Raw genomic sequence first — 22,786 nt, 5'->3', positions numbered from 1 at the left:
AAATATTTAAGTTATGGAAGAATGTTGCAGTACAAAACCTAAAAAAAAGCATGACCACAACCACGAAGGCCACGATCATGATCACGGGCATTCGCATGATGTAGGAGATAAATCTACATTTCAGATGTTTCTTCCTGCGATGGGTTCTTTTGCTTTGTTATTAATTGGAATCGCTTTAGACAATTATATAAAACCCGATTGGTTTACCGGCTGGATTCGTCTGGTTTGGTATCTCGTAGCCTATATTTCTGTAGGTTTGCCTGTTTTAAAAGAAGCTTTTGAAAGCATTAAAAATGGGGATGTTTTTTCTGAATTTTTTCTGATGGGTATCGCAACTGTTGGAGCTTTTGCTATTGGCGAATATCCGGAAGGCGTAGCGGTGATGCTTTTCTATTCTGTAGGTGAAGTGTTTCAGGCGATTGCAGTTACCAGAGCAAAAACTAATATCAAATCTTTACTCGATCAGCGTCCCGATGAGGTTACCGTTATAAAAGACGGAAAACCACAGACAGTTAAGGCCGAAAAAGTGAATATCGGAGAAGTCATTCAGTTAAAATCAGGAGAGAAACTAGGCTTGGATGGCGAATTGTTATCTGAAAATGCTTCATTCAACACCGCTGCTTTAACCGGGGAAAGTAAACCCGATACGAAGATAAAAGGAGAAAACGTTCTCGCAGGAATGATCAATCTAAATACAGTAAGTCTGGTAAAAGTGACAACGGCTTACAAAGACAGCAAACTGAGTAAAATTTTAGAATTAGTGCAGAATGCCACTGCCCAAAAAGCACCCACCGAGCTTTTTATCAGAAAATTTGCTAAAATATACACCCCGATTGTGGTTTTCTTAGCGATTGGAATTACATTGTTGCCTTATTTTTTTGTTTCTGATTATCAATTCAGAGATTGGCTGTACAGAGCATTGGTATTTTTGGTAATTTCATGTCCTTGTGCTTTGGTGATTTCTATTCCTTTAGGCTATTTTGGAGGAATCGGAGCGGGAAGCCGAAACGGAATCTTATTTAAAGGAAGTAATTTTCTGGATGTTTTAGCCAATATTCAAAATGTAGTAATGGATAAAACCGGAACCATGACGGAAGGCGTTTTTAAAGTTCAGGAAGTAAATTTTAGCAATGAATTTGATAAAGATGAAATTTTAAAATTCGTCAATGCGCTTGAAAGTAAAAGTTCGCATCCCGTGGCCACCGCCATTCATGATTTTGTGGGCGAAATTGATCATTCTTTGCAATTTGAAAATGTTGAGGAAATTGCGGGTCATGGTTTAAAAGCAACGATTAATGGGCAACAGTTATTAGTAGGAAATTTCAAGATGATGGATAAGTTCAACATCAATTATGACATTAATACTGAAAATCTGGTCTATACCTTAATTGCTGTTGCTTATAATCAAAAATTTGTGGGTTATTTAACGATTGCAGATTCCATTAAATCGGATGCCGAATTAACCATAAAAAAATTAAAAGCATTGCATGTAAATACCACTATGCTTAGTGGCGACAAATCTTCCGTTGTACACCATGTTGCAGAAAAATTAGGAATTCAAAATGCTTTTGGCGATCTGCTTCCGGAAGATAAGGTGAACAAAGTAAAAGAGCTGAAAGCAAAAAATCAAACCGTAGCTTTTGTGGGCGATGGATTGAATGATGCTCCGGTTGTCGCTTTAAGCGATGTCGGAATTGCAATGGGCGGATTGGGAAGTGATGCCACGATTGAAACAGCAGACGTTGTAATTCAGGATGACCAGCCGAGTAAAATTCCAATGGCAATCAATATCGGAAAGCAAACGAAAAAGATCGTGTGGCAAAATATTATCCTTGCATTCGGAATCAAGGCAGTTGTTTTAGCTCTCGGCGCCGGAGGTTTGGCAACTATGTGGGAAGCCGTTTTTGCAGATGTTGGTGTGGCTTTATTAGCGATCTTAAATGCAGTTAGAATTCAGAGAATGAAGTTTTAAATATTTTCTCTCGCAGATCAAGTAAATTCGACAGATTTTTAAACTAAAAATCTTTGCCATCTCCAAAATCTACGAAAAAAATAAACATCTGTGTAAATCTGTGGGAAATAAAAAATGGACAAGAACAAGATTCTCTCGCAGATAAAGCAAATTCAGCAGATCATTAAAAATCTGCGCTATCTGCAAAATCTGCGAGAGAAAAACCTAAACATCCTCAAACTTCTTTCAACTATCAAACAAAATCTATCAACTAGAAATGACTTTCATCATAAATTAACATGAAAAACAAATTTCAGTAGTATATTTGTACTACAGAATTCATTGTTGAAGTTTTTCATTTCCATATTTGTCATTTTTACGATCGCACTACGTCCCGTATTGCCATTAATTAACTATGCGGTTAATTACGATTACATCGTAAAAAATCTTTGCGAAAACAGAAATATCCCTCAATCTACCTGTAAGGGGAAATGCTTCGTAAAAAAAGAATTGGCAAAAACTGAAAAGCAATCCAGCAATACCCAAAATGTAAAAATTGCAGGTCTTGACGTTTTTTTGTCAAATGAAATTCTATCTTTTTCAACTAAAATTCAAACGGAAGTTCCAGAAAAAAATCCCAACTCGTTTGATGATAATTTCCATTCTTCCGAATATTTCTTCCGAATATTCCATCCTCCTTTAGCCTAAAATTTATTTAAACTAATTTTATAGTTTAATATTGAAGTAAACTTAGCTATCTTTTGTTGAGTGTTAACGCCGTTGCGAACATAATAAGATGAAGTTTATGAAAAAGCTTTGCAAGCCTTGCGTTTAAAAACAAGATCAATATTAAGTTTAGTTTAAAATATCAATCCATTTTATTCAAAATCATCATTAATTTCAATTTAATTTAAAATGAAATCAAAACTTATTTTAACTGCATTTTTGTCGGTTTCATTAATGGCGTGTGCTCAGGAAACGCCTAAAGTAAAACATAAAAGTAAAACAACTGCTGCTAAACAAAATGTAAAAACGGTAAAATTTGCTAATGCGGTAGACCCAATTTGCCATATGCCCACAGAACCCGACATGAAAGATACGGCGGTGTACAAAAATAAAACGTACGGTTTTTGCAGTGCTTACTGTAAAGACGAATTCAAGAAAAATCCTGAAAAGTATGTCAAAAACTAAAAAGCAGAACAATACCAAGCGCAAGCTGATTATTCCGATCGCGGTGATTGCGTTGCTTTTTTTAATTATTGGCGTGGGAATGGGATATTTTAAAAAGAATCTTTATACGATCATGAAAGTTCCCGATTTTGAACTGACGGATCAGAACAATAAAAACATTACCAATAAAGATATGCTCGGAAAAGTATATCTGGTAGAGTTTTTCTTTAGTAAATGCCCAACGATTTGTCCGGTGATGAACACCAATATGCGGGCAATAGAAGATGAAATCAACGATCCAAATTTTGGAATTATCTCCATCAGCATCGATCCTGAAAATGATACACCGGAGTTGCTTAAAGAACATTCAAAAAAGATTGGAGCAAAATCTCCCAACTGGCATTTTCTAACGGGTGACAGAGCGTATATCGGAAATTTGGCCGATCAGTTTGATATTTATGTAGGCGATAAAGAAGACGAAAGTGAAAACCTCAACCATAGCGGAATGATCGCGTTGGTAGATCAGGACGGGAATCTGCGTTGTCGGTTTAATAAAGAGAATATGCCGATTTTGTATTATTCAGGATTAAATTATTCCGATCCGGAAGGAAAAGTTCCTGCACTTACCGGAAAATATCATCCCGACAGAGAATTGCTGATCGAGGATATTAAGAAATTATTGAAGTAAGGGGCAGGAAGATGGATGCAGGAAGATGGAAGTTATTAACGCATAGTAGTAAACTTTCCGCCTCCAGTTCCCATCTTCCCGCCAAAATATAAACCATAAAAAACAAAAAGTTATGAAGATTTTGAAAATAGCTGCTTTAAGTGCAGTTTTTGCGGCGCAATTTGCATTTGCGCAATTCAAACAAACTCCTTTACCGTACGCGTACAACGCACTGGAAGGTAATATCGATGCTCAGACGATGGAGATCCATTATTCAAAGCATGCAGCGGCTTATGTTTCTAATTTGAATAAAGCCATTGCCGGAACTCCACAGGAAAAGCAAACTTTGTTCGAGATCATGTCGAATGCTTCAAAACTACCTGCTGCAGTAAGAAATAATGCCGGTGGACACTACAATCACGAATTGTTCTGGACGGTTCTTACGCCTGTAAAAAATACGCAGCCTTCCGCAAAATTGGCGAAAGCAATCACCGATGCATTCGGAAGTATGGATGCTTTTAAAGCAAAAATGGCCAAAGCAGGTGCAGATCGTTTTGGTTCAGGTTGGGCATGGCTTTCTGTAGATAAAAATGGTAAACTATTTGTTTCGTCGACAGCTAATCAGGATAATCCGTTGATGGATGTGGTAGAAGAAAAAGGAACGCCGATTTTCGGGATTGATGTTTGGGAACATGCGTATTATCTGAAATATCAGAATAAAAGAGCAGATTATTTAACAGCAATCTGGAACGTAACCAACTGGAAAGAGATCAGCAGAAGATACGAAGAAGCGATCACTAAAAAATAATTCATGAACTTTATTTGCAGCATATTCCTCACCTTATTTGTGGTATTCAGACCTCTGATGCCGTTGGCGGAGTATGCTGTAAATTATACTTATATTTCGGAAGTTTTATGTATCAACAAAAACAAACCCGAGCTTCACTGTAACGGAAAATGTTACCTCGGGAAAGAACTCGCAAAAGCGAATGACAGCGATTCTTCACCAGTAAACAAAGCCAAAAATTCAGGTCAGAAATTACTCGATATCTATCTTCTGCCTGCCATTGCCAATATCACAACAACCGAAAAGCCGGACTTTACAAATTTCACTTTTATTTACCATTCGGCGTATTCTTTTCTTTTTCTGAAACACATTTTCAGACCTCCTGTTTTTTAGAATAATATCACAACCTTTTTGGGCGATTCCCTTTCCCTGGCTTTTCCAGCCGCTCGGGTCGGGCTGTCCGCTCCTATCTTTTTTTAGGTTCTTCCATGCGTCAGAATCCAAAAAAAGGATAACCGCTTCCATCCCTATCGCGATGGATGTCATATCAACCTATTGTAACGTGAATTCACACAGAAGTCAGTTTTAATGATAAAGGAAAGAGAAAATGTCAATCCTTAACTCCATTAAAACGACCTCGGAAAATGAAGCGTTAAGAAAATTAAAAATAAATCCGTTAAAAAATTCCCATTGTTTGAAGCGCGAGACTCATTCAGTTACGAAGACAAACTATTGAATTCACACAAGTTTTGGGGATTTTAGGATTGATTTTTAATTTTTAGCATTCAGTTTCCAAGTCTGGACTGTTTGTTTCTTTTGTGTTAAGACAAAAGAAAAAATATCTTTTAAATCAAGTCGATGCTGCTGAATTCACCAAATTTTACTTCTAAAAAACAAACTAAAAAATGTACAAATTTTTATCATTACTCTCCGCAGTATTTATTTTATTCACTTTTACTTCATGCCGAAATAACGACGAAGACGAGTCTCAGAATACCACTCTCGGAAAACTGCAGATTAAATTTGAAAACGGCTTCAATAATCTCGGGGATATTGTGCTGAATCAAACCACTCAGACTTCTTCACAAGGACAAAAACATCACTTTTCTGCTTTAAAATATATCATCAGCAATATCAGTTTGGTGGACGAAGCCGGAAATGAATTCAAATACAACGAAAATAATCCCGATAAAGGCGCTTTTATCATCGATCAGGCTGATGCGGTGGCGGGAATCGTCTACATTAATCTCGATGAGGTTCCAAAAAGAAATTACAAAAAAGTTAAATTCGGGTTAGGACTCAGCCAGAATGCTTACTTGTTGGGGCAGGACGGGCAGGCGGAATTCTGGACCAAAGCCAAACAGAAAGGAATGACCTGGTCCTGGGCGGCGGGCTATGTCTTTGTAAAGTTGGAAGGAAAATACGGAACCGCTTCTCCGCAGACAGAATTTATGAATCACACCGGAAATATGGGTAATGTAACCGCCAACAATACGCCCGATCTTTACCGCGAGATTACTTTGGATTTACCAACAACCGCAAGAGTAAGTACGCAAATTACGCCTTCTATCCATATTCTGGCAGATCTGAATCAGTTTTTAACCGGCGAAAATACATTGAGTTTAAATTCTACAAATGATATGATGATGGGGTCCAGCCAACATTTGGTGAATGTAACGAATAACCTGACCAAAATGTTTAAAGTAGATCACGTTCATAATGATTAAGTTACTTAAAACAGGTTTGTTTGTTTTCTCTTTTTTGAGTTTTATTTCCTGTACGGATGAGGTAATTGAACCCATTGAGAAAAATGAGCCTTATGCTTTGGAATATCCGTCTTATTTTTCGAAAATGACATTTAATCCTTCAGAAAATCCTCTGACTAAAAATGGAGTAGAGCTCGGACGAAAATTATTCTATGAAGGCAGGCTTTCGCGAAATAATACCATTTCCTGCGGCTTCTGCCATATTCAGGAAAATGCTTTCACCCATCATGGTCACACGGTAAGTCATGGGGTTGATGACAGAATTGGAATCAGAAATGCTCCGCCGATTCAGAATATGGCTTTTTTACAGCGATATATGTGGGATGGGGTCATTCATAACCTGAACGAACAGCCTATCAGTCCGATCACAGATGTGAATGAAATGGACAGCTCGATTCCGGAAATTGTGTCCAAATTAAATGCGGATGCGAAGTATAAAAAATTATTCAAAGCAGCGTATGGCGATGAAAATATTACAGGAGATAGAATTCTAAAGGCGCTATCGCAATTTATGGTTACTCTAATTTCTGCAGATTCTAAATATGATCGGATGAAGCAAGGAAAAGAAAATTTTTCTTCAGAAGAACTACAAGGAATGAATTTATTTCAACAAAAATGTTCATCATGCCACAGCGGAGAATTGTTTACCGATGAAAGTTTTAGAAATACCGGGATGTATTATAATACGCAGTTTAAAGATGCAGGTCGTTATCGCGTAACATTGGAACAGGTCGATTGGATGAAATTCCGGGTTCCGAGTTTAAGAAATGTTGAATACACAGCGCCTTATATGCATGACGGCAGATTTTACACATTGGAAGCCGTGTTGAATTTCTACTCGGATAATGTGGAAGATAACCCCAATTTGGATCCTCGATTAAAACAAAACGGTCACCTCGGAATTGCTATGAATACTCAGGAAAAACAATTCATCATCACTTTTCTGAAAACGTTGTCTGATAAAAATTTCATATCTAATCCAAAATTTGCGGAATAATTTTTTTAAACATGAATAAAATATTTTTAATCATAAGCTTGATTTTATTTAATTTAAATCAGGCTAAACCTCAGAGTGACAGCCTTTATATTCCTGATGAGGTTCACCAAGATTTTTTTGATGATTGTGACGCCTGCGGTTGCGGAGCAGGAAACGGCTCTTCAGGCTTTGAATCTCTACTGAACCCTCAGTTTATAGGAATTAAATATTTTGCCCAGCATTATAAAGCCAAGGAAAATCTGTTTGTAAAAGATTTAACTCAAGATCAGTATTTTAACACCATTCAGCTTTGGGCAAGAATTCCGGTAACTCAAAAACTGAGTGTTTATGGAAGTTTACCGTTTCATTTTCATGAGAAGCAAACGTTGCAGGGAGATATAAATATTAACGGAATCGGAGATTTTAATGTGATGGGAATCTATCAACTGCTAAATTCCAAGAATAATATTCATCAGCTGAATGGTGGCGTAGGAATAAAAGTTCCGTTGGGAAAGTTTGATGAAAAAGGAATTACGGGAGTAAATCCAAGTTTTCAGCTGGGAACAGGGAGTTGGGATTACCAGATGGTACTGAATTACAAATTCCAGAAAAATAAAATCGCTTTGTTGATGAATACAGATTATACCATTAAAACAGAAAATAAAAAGCATTACAATTTCGGAAACCAATGGAATTATGCTGCAACAGGTTTTTATCAGTTTGTTGAGAATGATAGAATAATTTTCTCCGGAAAAACGGGTTTGCAAGGAGAAGTTTTTGATCAAAATAAACAGTTTAACGAAGCATTACCAAGAACGGCAGGAAGTGCTTTGTATGGAAAGCTTGGTTTTGAGGCTTCCTATAAAAAATTCAGTTTGGGAAGTGAAATCATGCTTCCGGTATATTCCAATTTGGCGGGAGGTGATATTCAAGCGAAATCGCGTTTTAGTGTTTTCCTGAATTTTGGAATTTAAACAGAATATTTTAAACGCAAAGATTTTATTTAATCTCTTTTTATTAAAGGAGTAAAGATGAATAGCAAAGCTGTTTGATGAAGCTGCATAAAACACTTACTTCCTCAAATCAATTTTTAATTGATTCATTCTTTGCTCCTTAAAAATATTAACAACAGCGAATAAAACTTTGCGTTAAAAAATATTATTTCAATAAATTAATTTCAGCGTTTATGTATTTGTAAATCAATTTATTAAATTCAATTTTGATTCTGTGATTTATTTTCTATCTTTGCCGCAATCTGGTGAGCCATAAAAAGCGCTTAAAAGGGAATCCGGTGAAAATCCAGAACAGACCCGCTGCTGTAAGCTCCACACCAAAGTTTTTGATAATAATATCCACTGTTTTTTAATGGGAAGGATTTCAAAAACGGAGTAAGTCAGAAGACCTGCCAGACCATAAACGTTTGACGCTTTCGTGGAATAAAGCTTAGGACATCATTGATTTTGTGTGGTTTACGACTACGCTTTATCGGTGTATTCTTATATCCATTAGCGTCATCATTATCTAAATGAGCTAATGGTGGCAAAACTTCTTACATCTCAACTCTATAAGGTTGTTTTCGCAGTTTTTGTGTTAACAACGCCATTGTTGTTTTCACAATCCAGAAAAGATACGATTAAGGAGAAGACGATTCTTCCAGTCAATATTTACAAAAAGAATTTTAAAGAAATCCTTCCTGCACAAACGCTTTCGGGAGAACAGCTGGAAAGACTCAACAGTCAGTCGGTAGCCGATGCGCTGAGGTATTTTTCAGGAGTTCAGATCAAAGATTACGGCGGAGTTGGCGGCTTAAAAACCGTGAATATTCGAAGCATGGGAAGCCAGCATGTTGGGGTTTTCTATGACGGAATTCAATTGGGAAATGCCCAAAATGGAGTGGTGGATCTGGGAAAATTTTCTTTGGATGATATTGAGGAAATTTCTCTTTATAACGGGCAAAAAAGCGAAATTTTTCAACCGGCTAAAGATTTTGGTTCGTCGGGTTCTATTTATATGCAGGCTAAAACTCCGACTTTTAGAAATGGTAGAAAAACGAATTTAGTTTTAAGGACAAAATCTTCTTCTATTCAGCTTTTTAATCCGTCTTTTCGCTTAGAGCAAAAGATTACCGATAAAATTGCGGCCAGTTTCAGCTCGGAATATTTACAGACGGATGGTATTTATAAATTCAGAACATCGAGAAAGAATGATGATGGTTCTACGGCGTATGATACCATTGCTAAAAGATATGATTCTGATGTGACTTCAAAACGTTTTGAGACCAGCTTAAACGGAAATTTAAACAACGGAAACTGGAGCATAAGAGGATACGGATATTTATCGGATCGTGGGGTTCCGGCAGCTATTATCAGCAATGGTTTTATTCCGCGAGGTTCTAGAATGAGGGATGAAAATTATTTTGTTCAGGGACAGTTTAGAAAGAAAATATTCAGAAATTTTGAAACTCAGTTCAAAACAAAATTTGCTTATGATTACACAAGATTTGCAGATACTTTAAATGTTGGAGATACCGGGTTAAGAATCGACAATACTTTTATTCAGAGAGAAGTGTATTTGTCTTCTTCCAATTTGTATTCAATTACTCCAAACTGGGATGTGAGCGCAAGTTTCGACTTTCAGTATAATAATCTGGATGCCAATTTAATCGATTTTTCATATCCAACACGTTATACCTCGTTGGTCGCTTTTGCAACAACCTATCAATGGAATCGGTTTAAGGTATTGGGAAGCGTTCTGGGAACATTTATTAATGAAAATGTACAAAAGAATTACAATGCTCCCGATAAAACAGAGTGGACACCTTCAATTTTTGCGAGTTATCAACCTTTTGACTCCAACGATTTTACGATAAGAGCTTTCTATAAAAGGATTTTCAGAATGCCGACTTTTAACGATCTCTACTATACGATGATCGGGAATACGCTTTTGAAACCCGAATATACGAATCAGTATGACGTGGGTTTTACCTATCAGAAACTTTTTGATCATCAGAATTTTAAAGGCATTTATTTAAAAGTAGACGGTTATTACAATGTCGTAGAAAATAAAATCGTCGCGATGCCGACTGCTAATTTGTTTCGATGGACGATGACAAATCTTGGAAACGTTGAAATTATCGGAGCCGATGTCAATCTTCAGGCCGAGATCAATGTGGGAAATGTAAGGTTGAAACCATTGGTGAGCTATACGTATCAAAGTGCAAGAGATTTAACAGATCCAGGCGAGTCTAATTACGGTGATCAGATTCCTTATGTTCCATGGCATGCCGGAACGTTTACGATGATGGCAGATTACAAAGACTGGAGCTTCAATTACAGTGGAATGTATGTCGGGGAGCGCTATGACGGACAATTAAACAATATTCAGTACAACTATATTCAGCCCTGGTATACGCATGACCTTTCTGTGCAAAGGAAATTCCATTGGCTTTCACACGATTTCAAGGCGAGTTTTGAGGTGAATAATATTTTCAACCAAAATTATGAAGTTGTGAAAAACTATCCGATGCCGGGTAGAAATTTTAAACTGATCTTAAGCTTTATGTTATGAAAAAACTCAACTTTTTTTTACTGGCTTTTACTTTACTTTTTCTGCTTTCATGTAGAACAGATGATGTGGTGGTTCCCGAAGAAAGAGAAACACTTACTCAGCCCGAAAATACGGCTATCAAAGGTTTTTATCTTTTAAATGAAGGGAATATGGGGAGTAATAAATCGACCCTCGATTTCTTTGATTATACCACCGGAACCTACCGCAGAAATATTTATGCGGAAACGAATCCAACGGTTGTGAAAGAGCTTGGCGACGTAGGAAATGATATTATGGTCTATGGCGGAAAGCTGTATGCCGTTATCAATGTTTCCAATAAAATTGAAGTGATGGATGCCAAAACGGCAAAACGAATCAAAACGATTCAGTTACAGAATTGCCGTTATCTGAATTTTAAAGGAAATAAAATCTATGCGAGCAGTTATGCCGGTCCGGTAGCATTGGATCCGAATTCGCCACCGGGAAGAGTGGTGGAAATTGATACAACTTCGCTTTCTATTCAGAGAGAAGTTGTCGTTGGCTATCAGCCTGAGGAGCTCGAAATTGTGGGAAATCAGTTGTTTGTAGCCAATTCCGGAGGATATAAATTTCCGAATTATGATAAAACCGTTTCGGTGATCGATCTTACGACTTTTACCGAGACTAAAAAAATAGATGTTGCGATTAATCTTCACCGTTTACAAAAAGACAATTACGGCGATTTGTATGTAAGTTCGAGAGGAGATTATTATAATATTCCTTCGAGTTTGTTTTTACTGGATGCCGCAACTGGAGTGGTGAAAAAAGATTTTCATGTTGCCGTAAGCGGAATGACGATCGTAAATGATAAACTCTATTATTATGGAAACGAATTTAATTATAATACCCATTCTTACACCAAAACTTTCGGAATTATCGATGTTAAAACCGAGCAGGTTATTTCCACAAAAATTATCGATCAGGAATATGTGGATGCCATAAAAGCGCCTTACGGAATTGCCGTAAATCCTATCACCGAAGATATTTATATTACCGATGCCCGAAATTATGTGGTCACAGGATATGTCTATTGTTTTGATAAGAATGGAAAATTCAAATGGAAAACTGAAGGCGGAAATATTCCTGCTCACTTTGCTTTTTTATATAAATAATTAAATCTGAACGATGAAGAACAACAACTTTAAATATATAAAGACCTCACTTTTAGCCATATTATTTGTTGGAATCACCGCCTGTAAAAGTGATGACGACGATTTTACTTTTAATGGTCTTGAAGAATCGTATTCTATTGACCGTTTTAATGTCTTGAGCATTCCTACAAACGTATCGGCAAATGTAACATGGAGTATTAATGATTCTATTATTTCACAAAATTCAGAACTGGAATTCATCAGCCCGACTGTTGATACCTATCCTTTAACACTGAAAATTGAAAGGAATGGGAATGTTCAGACCTATAATTCAAAAATCATTGTGAACCATGAAGTAGGAAACTATAGCAAATATATTTCAAAGGTTTTAGATTTTAAACCTGCAGTTGGTCAGTTTATTAATGAAATTCCGGAGTACGAAAACGGAAGTACTTCAGCAGCGATGATTCAGAAAGCGAATGATTATCTTGTAGGAGGAAATTCTTCCATGGTTACCCTTGGCGGCTACGGCGGCTATGTGGTGTTCGGATTCGATCATACGATTCCGAATATGAACGGCAGAGATTTTAAAGTGCTAGGAAATGCTTTTTTTGCCAACGGATCTACAGACCGCGCAGGATCTTGCGAGCCGGGAATCATCATGGTGGCTTATGATAAGAATAAAAACGGCAAGCCGGACGATAATGAATGGTACGAAATTGCCGGAAGCGAATATTTTAAAAATACAACAACAAAAGACTATACAATAACTTACTTCAAACCCAATAGTAATAAAGTTCCGGTTCCGGGGAATGAGTATTGGCAAACCGATTTGGAGTACATCAAATGGGAGGATAATAAGGGGAATTCTGGATTTAAAACAAAAAATACCTTCCATAGCCAAAGCTATTATCCGTTGTGGCTTTCTGATCAATCTTACGGTTTTTCAGGAACCAAACTTCAGGATAATTTTCATGACCAAAGTGGAACCGGAACATATTGGGTAGGAAAGTCCTACGATTTCGGATATGCAGACAACGCTCCGAATAATGACGAAGCTTCCAATATCGATATTTCCTGGGCGGTAGATCGAAACGGAAAATATGTAAAACTTCCTGGAGTCGATTTTGTGAAAGTGTATACCGGGGTAAATCAGGAAGCAGGATGGCTGGGCGAAGTGTCTACGGAAGTTGCCGGAGCGTATGATTTACATCTCAAATAAATTCAATAATATTTCTAAAATTAAATAAAAATGAAAAAGTTTTATCTTTTTACATTGCTTTTTCTGTTTGCATGCTTTACCAATGCGCAGATAAAAGTACAGGGCGTGCCCCGAAATGACCTTTCGCAGAATTTGCCTGCGCAAAGTCAGAATCTTACCACTACTACTTTGCCTTTTTCAGACATTCAGTATTGGGTAGGCACAGGAACCAACGAAGCAGCTTTGGTGATTCAGTGGAATGACAGTAAAAATCCTGATGCCTTGGTTTGGGGGTTCAGATGGAACGGAACAGCGACAGGTGAAGATATGCTGAAAGCGATTGCGAAGGCAGATCACAGATTTTATACTTTGCTAAGACAGGGAACTCAGTTTGGTACGGCTGTTGGAGGAATTGGTTTTGATTTGAATGGAATTAATTCCAACGCATTGTATAAAAACGGTGACACGATGTATCCGTTGTATCCGTCAGAAGGGATTATCAATACTTCGGAATATGATTTTGATTCCTATACTGCCGCAGATACCAACGACCACTGGAAATCTGGCTGGACAACCGGGTATTGGTCGTATTGGGTGAAAGATCCTGCGGATGCAGATTTTGGATACTCAGGAGTAGGAGCTTCCACTAGACAATTGCAAAATGGATCTTGGGATGTTTGGAATTTTAATGTTGATATGAATTCTTTCCCTATTTCTTCTACATTAACTCCGGTTTCGCCTTATGTAAATTCTACTGACTTTACCAATGGCTATTTTATTGTAAATGAAGAATGGTTTGGCCACACCAACGGTTCTGTAAATTTTGTTAATCCAAATGGAACCGTTAATTACAGAATTTATAGCAATGTGAATAATAATGAAGCTTTTGGAGCAACAACGCAATTCGGAACAATTTACGGAGATAAATTCTATTTTGTTTCTAAGCAAGCTGCTGATGGTGGTGACACACAATATACACCAGGTGGAAGATTAGTGGTTGCCAATGCACAAACCATGCAGAAAATTGCCAGCTTTAATACGATTGGTGGGGGAGACGGAAGATCTTTCTTAGGCGTTAACGAACACAAAGGATACATTGGAGCTTCTAACGGAATCTATACTTTTGATATCGATAATATGCAGGTAGGTTCTCTCATTCCTACAACAGGTGGTGGAAGTGCTTATGCAGGACAAATCGGGAATATGATCAGAACTTCTCAATATGTTTTTGCCGTAAAACAGGCTGCCGGAATTTTTATTATTGATCCTAATACAGATACAGTCATTCAGACAATTTCGGGATCTTTCAATTCTATTGTTCAGGCTAAAGACGGAAGTATTTGGGCAATTCAGGATCAAAAGTTGGTCAATATTCATCCGACAACTTTTGTTACGACAATTTATAATATTCCAACCACAAAATATTTTGCTTCTTGGGGCGCTTGGCATGCAGGAAGCTTTACAGCAAGTAAGCAGAATAATGCACTATACTGGATCAATTCTATCAATAGTTTTTCTTCAGGAACACAGATTGTAAAGTTTGATGTAACTAGCAAAACATTCAATGAAAATTTTGCGACGATTCCGGGGCAAACAGGATCATTCCCACAAATTCCTTACGGAGCAGCACTGCGTGTGAATCCTACAACAGATGAATTGATTCTTAACACTACAGAATACGGTTACGGAGCTCATTACCAAAATAACTGGGTTCATACTTATAATAACAGCGGAACTTTAACCAATACTTTAAAATTAAACGATTATTACTGGTTCCCGGCTGTAGTAGTTTTCCCGGATAATACAAATCCTGTGGTTGCGGCTACTTTCCCAACTCAGATTAATGTAAATAGCGCAACATCGATCGATTTAAAAACAATCGTTACGGATGATGATAATGCCTCTGCTTCTATTGTAAAAGCAGTGAAATCAAACAGCAATGCAAATGTAGTTTCTGCGGTAATTAATTTGAATGACGAATTGGTTTTAACACCACAAGGAAACGGAACTGCTGAGGTGGTGATAAGTTTCAACTCAAACGGTAAAGTGGTAGAAAAAACGCTGACAGTGAATACGACAAGCGGAGTTTTATCAACTGTTGAGGTAAAGAAAACCGAATTAAGCATTTATCCAAATCCTGCGACTGATATTCTGAATATCAAGACACAGGATAAGGTGGTAAATGTTTCTATTTTTGATGCATCCGGAAGATTAGTGAATGCTAAATTCGAAAACGGACAAGTAAATGTAAGTACTCTTGCAAAAGGCATTTACATTGTGAAGATCGTTACGGACAAAGCAGTTTATCAACAAAAATTGATGAAGAACTAATTTTTCACAAGCATATTCAAGTTTGTTTTTTAGCCTCCACCTCTTGCCTTTTGTGGAGGCTATTTTTTTCTTCCTTTGATGTTTGGTAAAAAGGCTGTGATGATTCCCATTAACGGTAAAAAAGCACATATTTTAAAGACATATTCAATGCTTGTATCATCGGCAACTGCTCCCAATACGGCAGAACCGATTCCTCCCATTCCAAACATAAATCCGAAAAATAATCCGGCCACCAAACCTATTTTGTTAGGCATTAAATCCGTTGCGTATACCAATATTGCTGAAAATGCCGAAGCAATAATTAATCCGATGATAACGGCAAAAACAATCGTCCAGAACAACGGAAGATAAGGCAAGCAAAGGGTAAATGGTGCCGCTCCCAAAATGGAGATCCAGATGATTTTTTTTCTTCCGTATTTATCGCCTAATTTTCCGCCTAAAATTGTTCCGACAGCAACAGCAGCTAAGAACATGAATAAATATAATTGAGAATCTTTTACCGAAATATGGAATTTATCCATTAAGAAAAAGGTAAAATAATTCGTCATGGAAGCCAGGTAAATGTACTTTGAAAATACCAGTGCCAATAAAATCGTCACTGAGAAAAGTACCTTCTTTTTAGATAATTGTATTTCAATAATATCGCTCGGATGTTTTGCTGATTTTTTTAATGATAATCTTTCCGCATACCAGTTTCCGATTCTCCACAATACGATAATTCCGATAAATGCTGCGATCGCAAATAAGCCAACATAGCCTTGTCCTAAAGGAAGAACAATTAAAGCAACCAATAAAGGTCCTATCGCACTTCCTGAGTTTCCACCTACCTGAAAGATCGATTGTGCCAATCCTTTTTGTCCGCCCGATGCCAATTGTGCTACTCGTGATGCTTCAGGATGAAAAACGGACGAGCCCATTCCGATTAAAGCCACTGAAATTAAGATCACATAATATTGATGAGCTACTGCCAACAATAATAATCCCGCCATTGATAATCCCATGCCAATCGCTAATGATCTCGGATTTGGTTTTTTATCGGTATAAATTCCGACAAATGGTTGTAAAAGGGATGCTGTTAATTGAAATACCAGTGTAATAATCCCAATTTGAGCAAATGATAAACTGAATTCTCCCTTCAAAATAGGGTAGAGGGATGGGATGGTAGATTGGATCAGGTCATTCAGGAAATGTGAAAAACTGATCATAAATAAAATAGGGTAGACAATTTTTGTAGTGTCAATTGTCGGAGCCTTTACATTTTCCATAAGAATAGGATTTTTATATTCATCATATCATCTGATGAATTGGATTAAATTTTTTTTATTTTAATAAATTCTGTCTACGATTTGCTGAGCAATAAATTCAGCTTTTTCAGAATTTTTATTTTCAATCGCCAAATAAAGATCAGTATGGATTTTCTGAGAAATTTTAAATGGTTCTGTATCATTATTATGACGGTGCTCAAAAGAACTAAGGATATGCTTACTCGCGATAATGAAGATCTCTTTCAAAAGACTATTTCCACAAGCTTTGGCAATAGAAACATGAAAATTAACATCGGCTTCATAACATTCTAGCGCTTTTCTATCGTCGGCAAGTTTATTTCTAAGATCTAAAAACATTTTAATGGTTTTCAAATCTTCCTCTGTACGATGGGCTGCTGCTTTTCCTGCAATTTTCGCATCTAGGATTGATCTTACTTCCAATACATCTTCAAGCTTTGCTTTATCCATTTGCGTTTCCAGAGATTCTTGCGCATTTTTAGAAACAACAAAGGTTCCGACGCCTTGCTGAACGCTGAGAATTCCTTTTATCAGTAAAATTTTTATTGCCTCACGAATGCTGGAACGCCCAACCCCGTAGATCTTCATCAGCTCAGGTTCGATCGGAAGTTTTTCTCCAATGAGATATTCATCATTAACAATTCCTTCCAACAATCTTTCGGCTACTTCTTCGGCTAAGGTCTTTCTTTGAATCTGCATTGTATTGATAACATCATATCATCTGATGAATTGCAAATGTATAGTTTTTAATTCGAAGTTCAAAGTTTAATGCTTAAAGTTCTTGTTTATCCAAACCTAACAGGTTTAAAACCTGTTAGGTTTAATATCAAAGTGGTAATTGAGTGTTCCCTGTTTATTAATTTAGTTTAAAACAGTTGTTTTCATTTGCTGAGTGAAATGGGCTCAATCTAAAACTTAGGGAGAAAGTAAATAAACTTTTTATTGTCTTTTATAAGTGAAACTGCTTAGTGAAACTTAAAACATTGGGTAATCAAAAAAAACTTTGTGGGTTTTGTGTTCAAAGTTTAAGGTATTGAACTTTTATAGTTAAGCGAGTTAAGTATTGCTATCATTAGCTGAGTAGAACGCCATTGCGACCGAAAATATTTACATTGAAATGCAAAGCTTAAGCGATCGATAGCGTTAAAGAGAAAATTAACAATTTCTATTTTAGAACGAATAGAAAACAAAAAAAGAGACTTCAAATGAAATCTCTTTTAGTAGCCCGTAGGGGAAACACTTTTCACAAAATTTGAGCATAAATTTTCAGAGAATACTTATAAAAATCAAAGATTCCTTGATTCTGATTTCCTTTGTTTGACCTCCTCCTCGTACTTGTATTCGGAAGATTTTCGTAAATATTTATAATGTTTGTTAAAATTTGTTAAAAATCCGATTCTTTTTTTGAACATCTGTTATAAAGCTGATATATAAAAATTTGTAAGTATGACTATTAAAGTACGTGAAATAGACCTAAAAGGTAATTGGATCGGAATTCAATTGGACATTCACAAGAATGGGACACGAAAAAAGAAAATGCTGGATATTAGATACTACAAATATCCAAAAACTCCTCTTGAAAGGGAAATCAATAAGGAAAGGAAAGAAATAGTCAAAAAAATTGTAGCAAATATCGAACTAAGGGGAATTGATGATTTGTATGAGAAAGGCTATCAAACAGAAAAAGATTTCTTTGAATACTGTGATGAATTTATTGAAAGAAAAGCTCAACATAGTGAGATGCGTACATTTAAGTCAATGATTGCAAAGCTCAAAACTTTCTGGAAAAAGAAAAAACTGCCTTGTTCTGAAATTGACGAAGAATTTTTAATTTCTTTCAAAGATTATTTGGATGCAACATTGAACGGTAGTACTCCGTTCAACTATTTCAAAAAGTTGAAAAGAATTATCAAGGAGGCTACAATTTCCAAGTATTTCAAAACAAATCCTGCTTTAAATATCAAAAACTCAAAAGGAATTTCAGCTGAAAAAGATATTCTCACATCGGAGGAAGCATTTTTATTGTCTATTACAGAGTGTTCCAACTCAAATGTTAAAAGAGCCTTTCTTTTCAGTTGCTTGACAGGCCTACGTTATTGTGATGTCAAGATACTCAAATGGAGCAATATCAATAATGAAAACATTCTTTCAATCGTTCAGGTCAAAACAAAGGAAAAGATGGTCATGCCTCTTCACGACAATGCTATTAAGCTCTTGGGAGAAAGAGAGCAGGGGAAATCTCTTGTTTTTGATTTGCCTTCCCATACAGGTTGTCTGGGTATTTTGAAGAAATGGGTTGAAAAAGCTGAAATTGATAAACACATCACTTGGCATTGTGCCAGACACACTTTTGCTACGTCTTTGATTTTTGCAGATGTTGGAATCAATATGGTTTCATCGCTTTTAGGTCATAAGGATTTGAGACAAACTCAAATTTATGTCAGAACCGCTGAACTTTCAAAAACCAAAGCTATAAATAAACTACCAAACATATTACCAGACTAATTATGAAAAAATAAACTTTTGTAGAAATGATTATAGAGATAAGAGAATTACTCAGAAATCAAAAAAAGACTATGACTATTGATGATGTTTGTTACTATACAGGTTATCAAAAATCATATATATATAAATTAACAAGCAAAAAAAAAATTTCCGTACTGTAAAAAAGGAAAAAGTCTTTTCTTTGAGAAATCTAGAATTGATGAATGGCTTACAGAAGACAAAGTCAAAACACTTGAGGAAATAAAAGCTGAAGCAAATAATCAAAAACCAAAGAAAATTTAGTAAAAATGGAGAAAATCATTTCTTTTTTTAGAAACTGAAAATTACCATTATCAAAAGTGTCGGCAAAATTGTCTGATTTCAAATAAAAAGCGTATTAATATTCCGAAAAAGGAAAGAAGAAGAGTATTAATACAGGTCAATTTTACTTTTTGACTTTGTTCACCTCAAAAAATAAATAAATTATGTTTGATACTAATGCTCTAACATTATATCGAAAAGACGCTGAAACCCCTTGGAATACTGATGAAATTAAAAAGAACTTGATGCCTGCTGATAAATATGTCAGGGGAAATTTTAAGCCAACAGGAATGATTAGAAATATGGCAGTATTTATCAATGATGAAATGATTAAAATTGATGGAAGCATTCCCAAATATTTTAATAATAACAATATTGAAAACTTTGATTTCAGGTCTTTTCCAATTGCTATTATGTTATTGAGTGATGAACTAGGTGTTGATCTAAGAAATGCTCGGGTAAGAAGACTTGATATTGCTGCAAATTTTGAATTGGAAAACGAAGTTTCAGATTACTTTCTTGGACTATATTATTTGAAATATTTTCAGCGGGATACGTCAAAAAGAACTACTCTGAGATTTTATTCAAATAGTGGAAGAAGAAACTTAGTTTTTTATGATAAGATAAAAGAGTTTGCTACAAAAAATAAAAAACTTATTCAGGAGGATACTTCATTTATTGATACTTTCCATAATTTGGTTAGGTATGAATTTATGATGCAATCAAATCCTTCAAAAATCTTGAAAATTCCAGACTTAAGGGTTAAAGATTTATTTGAAGCAGAAAACTGCAAAAAAGCTCTTAAATTGTGGTTTGATATGTATAATAAAATTCATAAAAAGTCATTGTTAGAATATCCTGATTTAAAAGGCTTAAAAGGCTTTGAAGTTTTTATGAAGAGATATCTCATTTATGAGTTTGGTAGGGATAAAATTGAATTTTTATTAAAGAAAGGAATTGACAAGGGTTTATTGTCCTCAAGCGATAAGTCAAAAAAACTTAAGCAATTTGATAATGCATTGAACTCTGATTTTGGATTCAAATTTGATAAAAATACAATCGAATTCACTCATAAAGTTCGAATACAATATGTTGAGGGTTTGAAACAAATTTTCAGAATGAAATAAATATCAAAAAATAGTCAAGTAGGTCGTTGTTAACCTACTTTGTGCTTTTTAGAAGAAGACAAGGAGAATCATAGAAAAAATGTCAAATCCTTGAAAATCTTTTTATTGAAGCGAAACAGAGAAAGAAATTAGAAAAATTTCTATCTTTGCAATTCAAATTTTATCGGAAAATAAAAGTGTAAAACTTTTGCTTTTGTCTTGAGAATCTGCAAAATTCGGAGAGATTGTATAACAAACTCTTAAATGTTACAAAATGCAAACAGTTTGAGTACGCTTGTCCCCATAGGGCAAGTGGCTTATCCTGTTTTTATGTAACATAGGCTTTGCAGAGCCTTCAAGACTAAAAGCAAGTGATAACCACTTGCTTTTCTTTTTTTTTCCAGAAAAGCTGTTTTACGATAGACTTCATCACATCATTGAAGATTAAAACAGTACAATATGAAAAACAATTATGGTTTTTTCTTTCTTTTATTGAGTTTGACGGTCTTTTGTCAAGGTGTAAAGGGACAAGAAACAGAAAAGCTAGAACAATGGATTTTTCCAGCCAAAAACAATTTTCTAAGACTGAAATCCAAAACAAATTCAGAGGATTTTTTCAGGATTAATTATTTCAAAATTTCAAATGATCTCGTAGGAACATCCCTTGAAATCGGAATCATGAACTCAGAACCAAGTGCCAAGCTTTTTGAGATCGGGAATGATGAAATTTCATTGATTAGGACAAAAGACGGAGCTTTTGGGGATATGGGTGGAGAAGAACATGATTTGGGGAGAAATAACATTTATTTCAAGCTCCCTACCCCAATAGGAGCAATCAAATGGAGCTATGCAGATGATAGCGGAACAATTTATTATGGTATGTGTTATTGGAAAGAAAATAACAACAAAGAAAAGTTTCTTGTCATTGAACGACAAATGTCAGGAAGGCAGCAATTCCCTGAAAAAACAGTTGAATACTATTCTAAGGATAGGGGATTGATAAAACAGGAAAAAATCAACATTAAAACTGGCAAAATTTCAGAATCCTATGCTGTTGAAGAATCAGGATTTGATTCTCAGACGAATATTCAGGATTTTCCTTTGTTTGATTCTTTAGAACCAGTCGAAAAAGACAAGTCATCCCAGACAAAAGAACAATCAAACACCACTAATCAACATCAAAACAACATATCATATCCAGACGGAACAATCCCGAAAGAATATGTAGTACAAGTGTTTTTAGACAAAGGTCTTCCTTACACTGTCAAAGATACACTCATCATCAAAAACAAGCGAGGAGTGGCAGGAATAACCAGCACCAAAGTATTTCAAAGGAGAGCAAGGGGTTTATTATGACGGAAATACAATACTTCATGGTGATTGGATGATTGATGCAAAAATAGTAAGTGTTTCTTATTTCAAACAGGCCTTCTCATTTGTTCAGCAGTTGTATTATTCAGACGGAGAGGGTAATTTGAGAAAAGTTACCAATCCAAAATTCTACGTTGATATTGATTACAAACTCAATGATATATCAACCTCAAAAGATTTTGTTATGAAAGAACCACTTGATAAATCCTCAGACTTGTACAAAGAGCTAAGTCCGAAAATGCAGAAACAAGGAATTTATTTGGTAGTCAAAAAAACCAATGAGGAAAATGTGAAATCACAGAAAATTGTATGAATAAAATTTGAGGAAGAATGAAAAAGACTGCTGCAATATCAACAATTATTTTCTTCTTGTTTTCCTGCTCCAAAAGAACAACAATTCAACAGGTAGATTATGATTTAAAGGGAATGCTTGAAAACAAAGTAGAGGTTCAGAATCTTGATATCAAAAAAATCTCTCCTTTTTCTGAAAACGGTCAGGAATTAGACAGCGTTTATTTTGATTGTGACCTTTTGTTTACTAATGATTTGTTTTCAGACGATTTCAAATTTGATAAAGGGATGAACTTATCTACTCACAATAATGTATTTATTTATGATAAATCGGATGAAATTATAGGTTTGAAATTTGGAAAGACACTAGCTAAATAATTTAAAAATATGTTAATTTTCTATGAT

General features: G+C 35.6%; 20 protein-coding genes and 1 riboswitch. Of the genes, 18 read left to right on the top strand and 2 right to left on the bottom strand.

Annotated features, from left to right (window positions below; genetic code table 11):
* The first annotated feature begins 13 nt into the window (after positions 1-13).
* The 13 genes from ABEG63_RS03310 to ABEG63_RS03250 all read left to right on the top strand — a co-directional run bounded on the left by ABEG63_RS03310 (position 14) and on the right by ABEG63_RS03250 (position 15,525).
* Complete coding sequence (locus ABEG63_RS03310) at positions 14-1,972, top strand: heavy metal translocating P-type ATPase (protein ID WP_346582957.1); 1,959 nt, start codon at positions 14-16, stop codon at positions 1,970-1,972.
* Between the two features lie 378 nt (positions 1,973-2,350).
* On the top strand, positions 2,351-2,659 hold the full coding sequence (locus tag ABEG63_RS03305; RefSeq protein ID WP_346582955.1) for a hypothetical protein: 309 nt from the start codon (positions 2,351-2,353) through the stop codon (positions 2,657-2,659).
* Between the two features lie 207 nt (positions 2,660-2,866).
* The gene (locus tag ABEG63_RS03300) at positions 2,867-3,142 is read left to right on the top strand and encodes a YHS domain-containing protein (protein ID WP_267405549.1); all 276 of its coding nucleotides are present in this window, start codon (positions 2,867-2,869) and stop codon (positions 3,140-3,142) included.
* On the top strand, positions 3,129-3,809 hold the full coding sequence (locus ABEG63_RS03295) for an SCO family protein (protein WP_346582953.1): 681 nt from the start codon (positions 3,129-3,131) through the stop codon (positions 3,807-3,809). Before ABEG63_RS03300 ends, ABEG63_RS03295 begins: the two co-directional genes overlap by 14 nt.
* A gap of 112 nt (positions 3,810-3,921) precedes the next feature.
* Positions 3,922-4,596, top strand: a complete 675-nt coding sequence (locus ABEG63_RS03290) for a superoxide dismutase (RefSeq protein WP_346582951.1) — start codon at positions 3,922-3,924, stop codon at positions 4,594-4,596.
* A 3-nt stretch (positions 4,597-4,599) separates the two neighbouring features.
* Positions 4,600-4,968, top strand: coding sequence for a hypothetical protein (locus tag ABEG63_RS03285; protein ID WP_346582949.1), 369 nt, complete (start codon positions 4,600-4,602; stop codon positions 4,966-4,968).
* 512 nt (positions 4,969-5,480) lie between these two features.
* Positions 5,481-6,302 carry an MbnP family protein gene (locus ABEG63_RS03280; RefSeq protein WP_346582947.1) on the top strand — a complete coding sequence of 274 codons (822 nt, stop codon included), beginning with the start codon at positions 5,481-5,483 and terminating at the stop codon, positions 6,300-6,302.
* On the top strand, positions 6,295-7,338 hold the full coding sequence (locus ABEG63_RS03275; protein ID WP_346582946.1) for a cytochrome c peroxidase: 1,044 nt from the start codon (positions 6,295-6,297) through the stop codon (positions 7,336-7,338). Before ABEG63_RS03280 ends, ABEG63_RS03275 begins: the two co-directional genes overlap by 8 nt.
* Before the next feature lie 11 nt (positions 7,339-7,349).
* The gene (locus tag ABEG63_RS03270) at positions 7,350-8,291 is read left to right on the top strand and encodes a transporter (RefSeq protein WP_346582945.1); all 942 of its coding nucleotides are present in this window, start codon (positions 7,350-7,352) and stop codon (positions 8,289-8,291) included.
* Positions 8,292-8,556: 265 nt separating this feature from the next.
* A riboswitch (cobalamin riboswitch) is annotated at positions 8,557-8,742 on the top strand.
* Positions 8,743-8,850: 108 nt separating this feature from the next.
* Positions 8,851-10,884: a TonB-dependent receptor gene (locus tag ABEG63_RS03265; protein ID WP_346582943.1), complete on the top strand. Its 2,034-nt coding sequence runs from the start codon at positions 8,851-8,853 to the stop codon at positions 10,882-10,884.
* Complete coding sequence (locus ABEG63_RS03260) at positions 10,881-12,014, top strand: DUF5074 domain-containing protein (RefSeq protein WP_346582941.1); 1,134 nt, start codon at positions 10,881-10,883, stop codon at positions 12,012-12,014. Before ABEG63_RS03265 ends, ABEG63_RS03260 begins: the two co-directional genes overlap by 4 nt.
* A 13-nt stretch (positions 12,015-12,027) precedes the next feature.
* Positions 12,028-13,215 (top strand): cell surface protein, encoded by a 1,188-nt coding sequence (locus tag ABEG63_RS03255; RefSeq protein WP_346582939.1) that lies wholly within the window; start codon positions 12,028-12,030, stop codon positions 13,213-13,215.
* Between the two features lie 30 nt (positions 13,216-13,245).
* On the top strand, positions 13,246-15,525 hold the full coding sequence (locus tag ABEG63_RS03250; protein ID WP_346582937.1) for a DUF5074 domain-containing protein: 2,280 nt from the start codon (positions 13,246-13,248) through the stop codon (positions 15,523-15,525).
* Between the two features lie 59 nt (positions 15,526-15,584).
* Here the strand turns inward: ABEG63_RS03250 and ABEG63_RS03245 are convergent, their stop codons facing one another.
* The gene (locus ABEG63_RS03245) at positions 15,585-16,790 is read right to left on the bottom strand and encodes an MFS transporter (RefSeq protein WP_346582935.1); all 1,206 of its coding nucleotides are present in this window, start codon (positions 16,788-16,790) and stop codon (positions 15,585-15,587) included.
* A 60-nt stretch (positions 16,791-16,850) separates the two neighbouring features.
* The gene (locus tag ABEG63_RS03240; RefSeq protein ID WP_346582934.1) at positions 16,851-17,507 is read right to left on the bottom strand and encodes a FadR/GntR family transcriptional regulator; all 657 of its coding nucleotides are present in this window, start codon (positions 17,505-17,507) and stop codon (positions 16,851-16,853) included.
* A 747-nt stretch (positions 17,508-18,254) separates the two neighbouring features.
* On the opposite strand from ABEG63_RS03240, the gene ABEG63_RS03235 reads away from it, so the two are divergent.
* From ABEG63_RS03235 to ABEG63_RS03215, 5 genes are all read left to right on the top strand, one after another.
* A complete protein-coding gene (locus ABEG63_RS03235) occupies positions 18,255-19,313 on the top strand; it encodes a site-specific integrase (protein ID WP_346582933.1) in 1,059 nt (352 codons plus the stop codon).
* Between the two features lie 464 nt (positions 19,314-19,777).
* Positions 19,778-20,740, top strand: a complete 963-nt coding sequence (locus tag ABEG63_RS03230) for a phage/plasmid replication protein (protein WP_346582931.1) — start codon at positions 19,778-19,780, stop codon at positions 20,738-20,740.
* A 438-nt stretch (positions 20,741-21,178) separates the two neighbouring features.
* Positions 21,179-22,075, top strand: coding sequence for a hypothetical protein (locus tag ABEG63_RS03225; RefSeq protein WP_267405529.1), 897 nt, complete (start codon positions 21,179-21,181; stop codon positions 22,073-22,075).
* 28 nt (positions 22,076-22,103) lie between these two features.
* The gene (locus ABEG63_RS03220) at positions 22,104-22,403 is read left to right on the top strand and encodes a hypothetical protein (protein ID WP_346582929.1); all 300 of its coding nucleotides are present in this window, start codon (positions 22,104-22,106) and stop codon (positions 22,401-22,403) included.
* A 17-nt stretch (positions 22,404-22,420) separates the two neighbouring features.
* Positions 22,421-22,759 (top strand): hypothetical protein, encoded by a 339-nt coding sequence (locus ABEG63_RS03215; RefSeq protein WP_346582927.1) that lies wholly within the window; start codon positions 22,421-22,423, stop codon positions 22,757-22,759.
* The last annotated feature ends 27 nt before the right edge of the window (positions 22,760-22,786 follow it).

Source organism: Chryseobacterium sp. C39-AII1, assembly GCF_039672645.1.
Taxonomy (GTDB): domain Bacteria; phylum Bacteroidota; class Bacteroidia; order Flavobacteriales; family Weeksellaceae; genus Chryseobacterium.
Note: the sequence above shows the minus strand (reverse complement) of the source record. Positions and strands in the feature narration are given on the sequence as shown.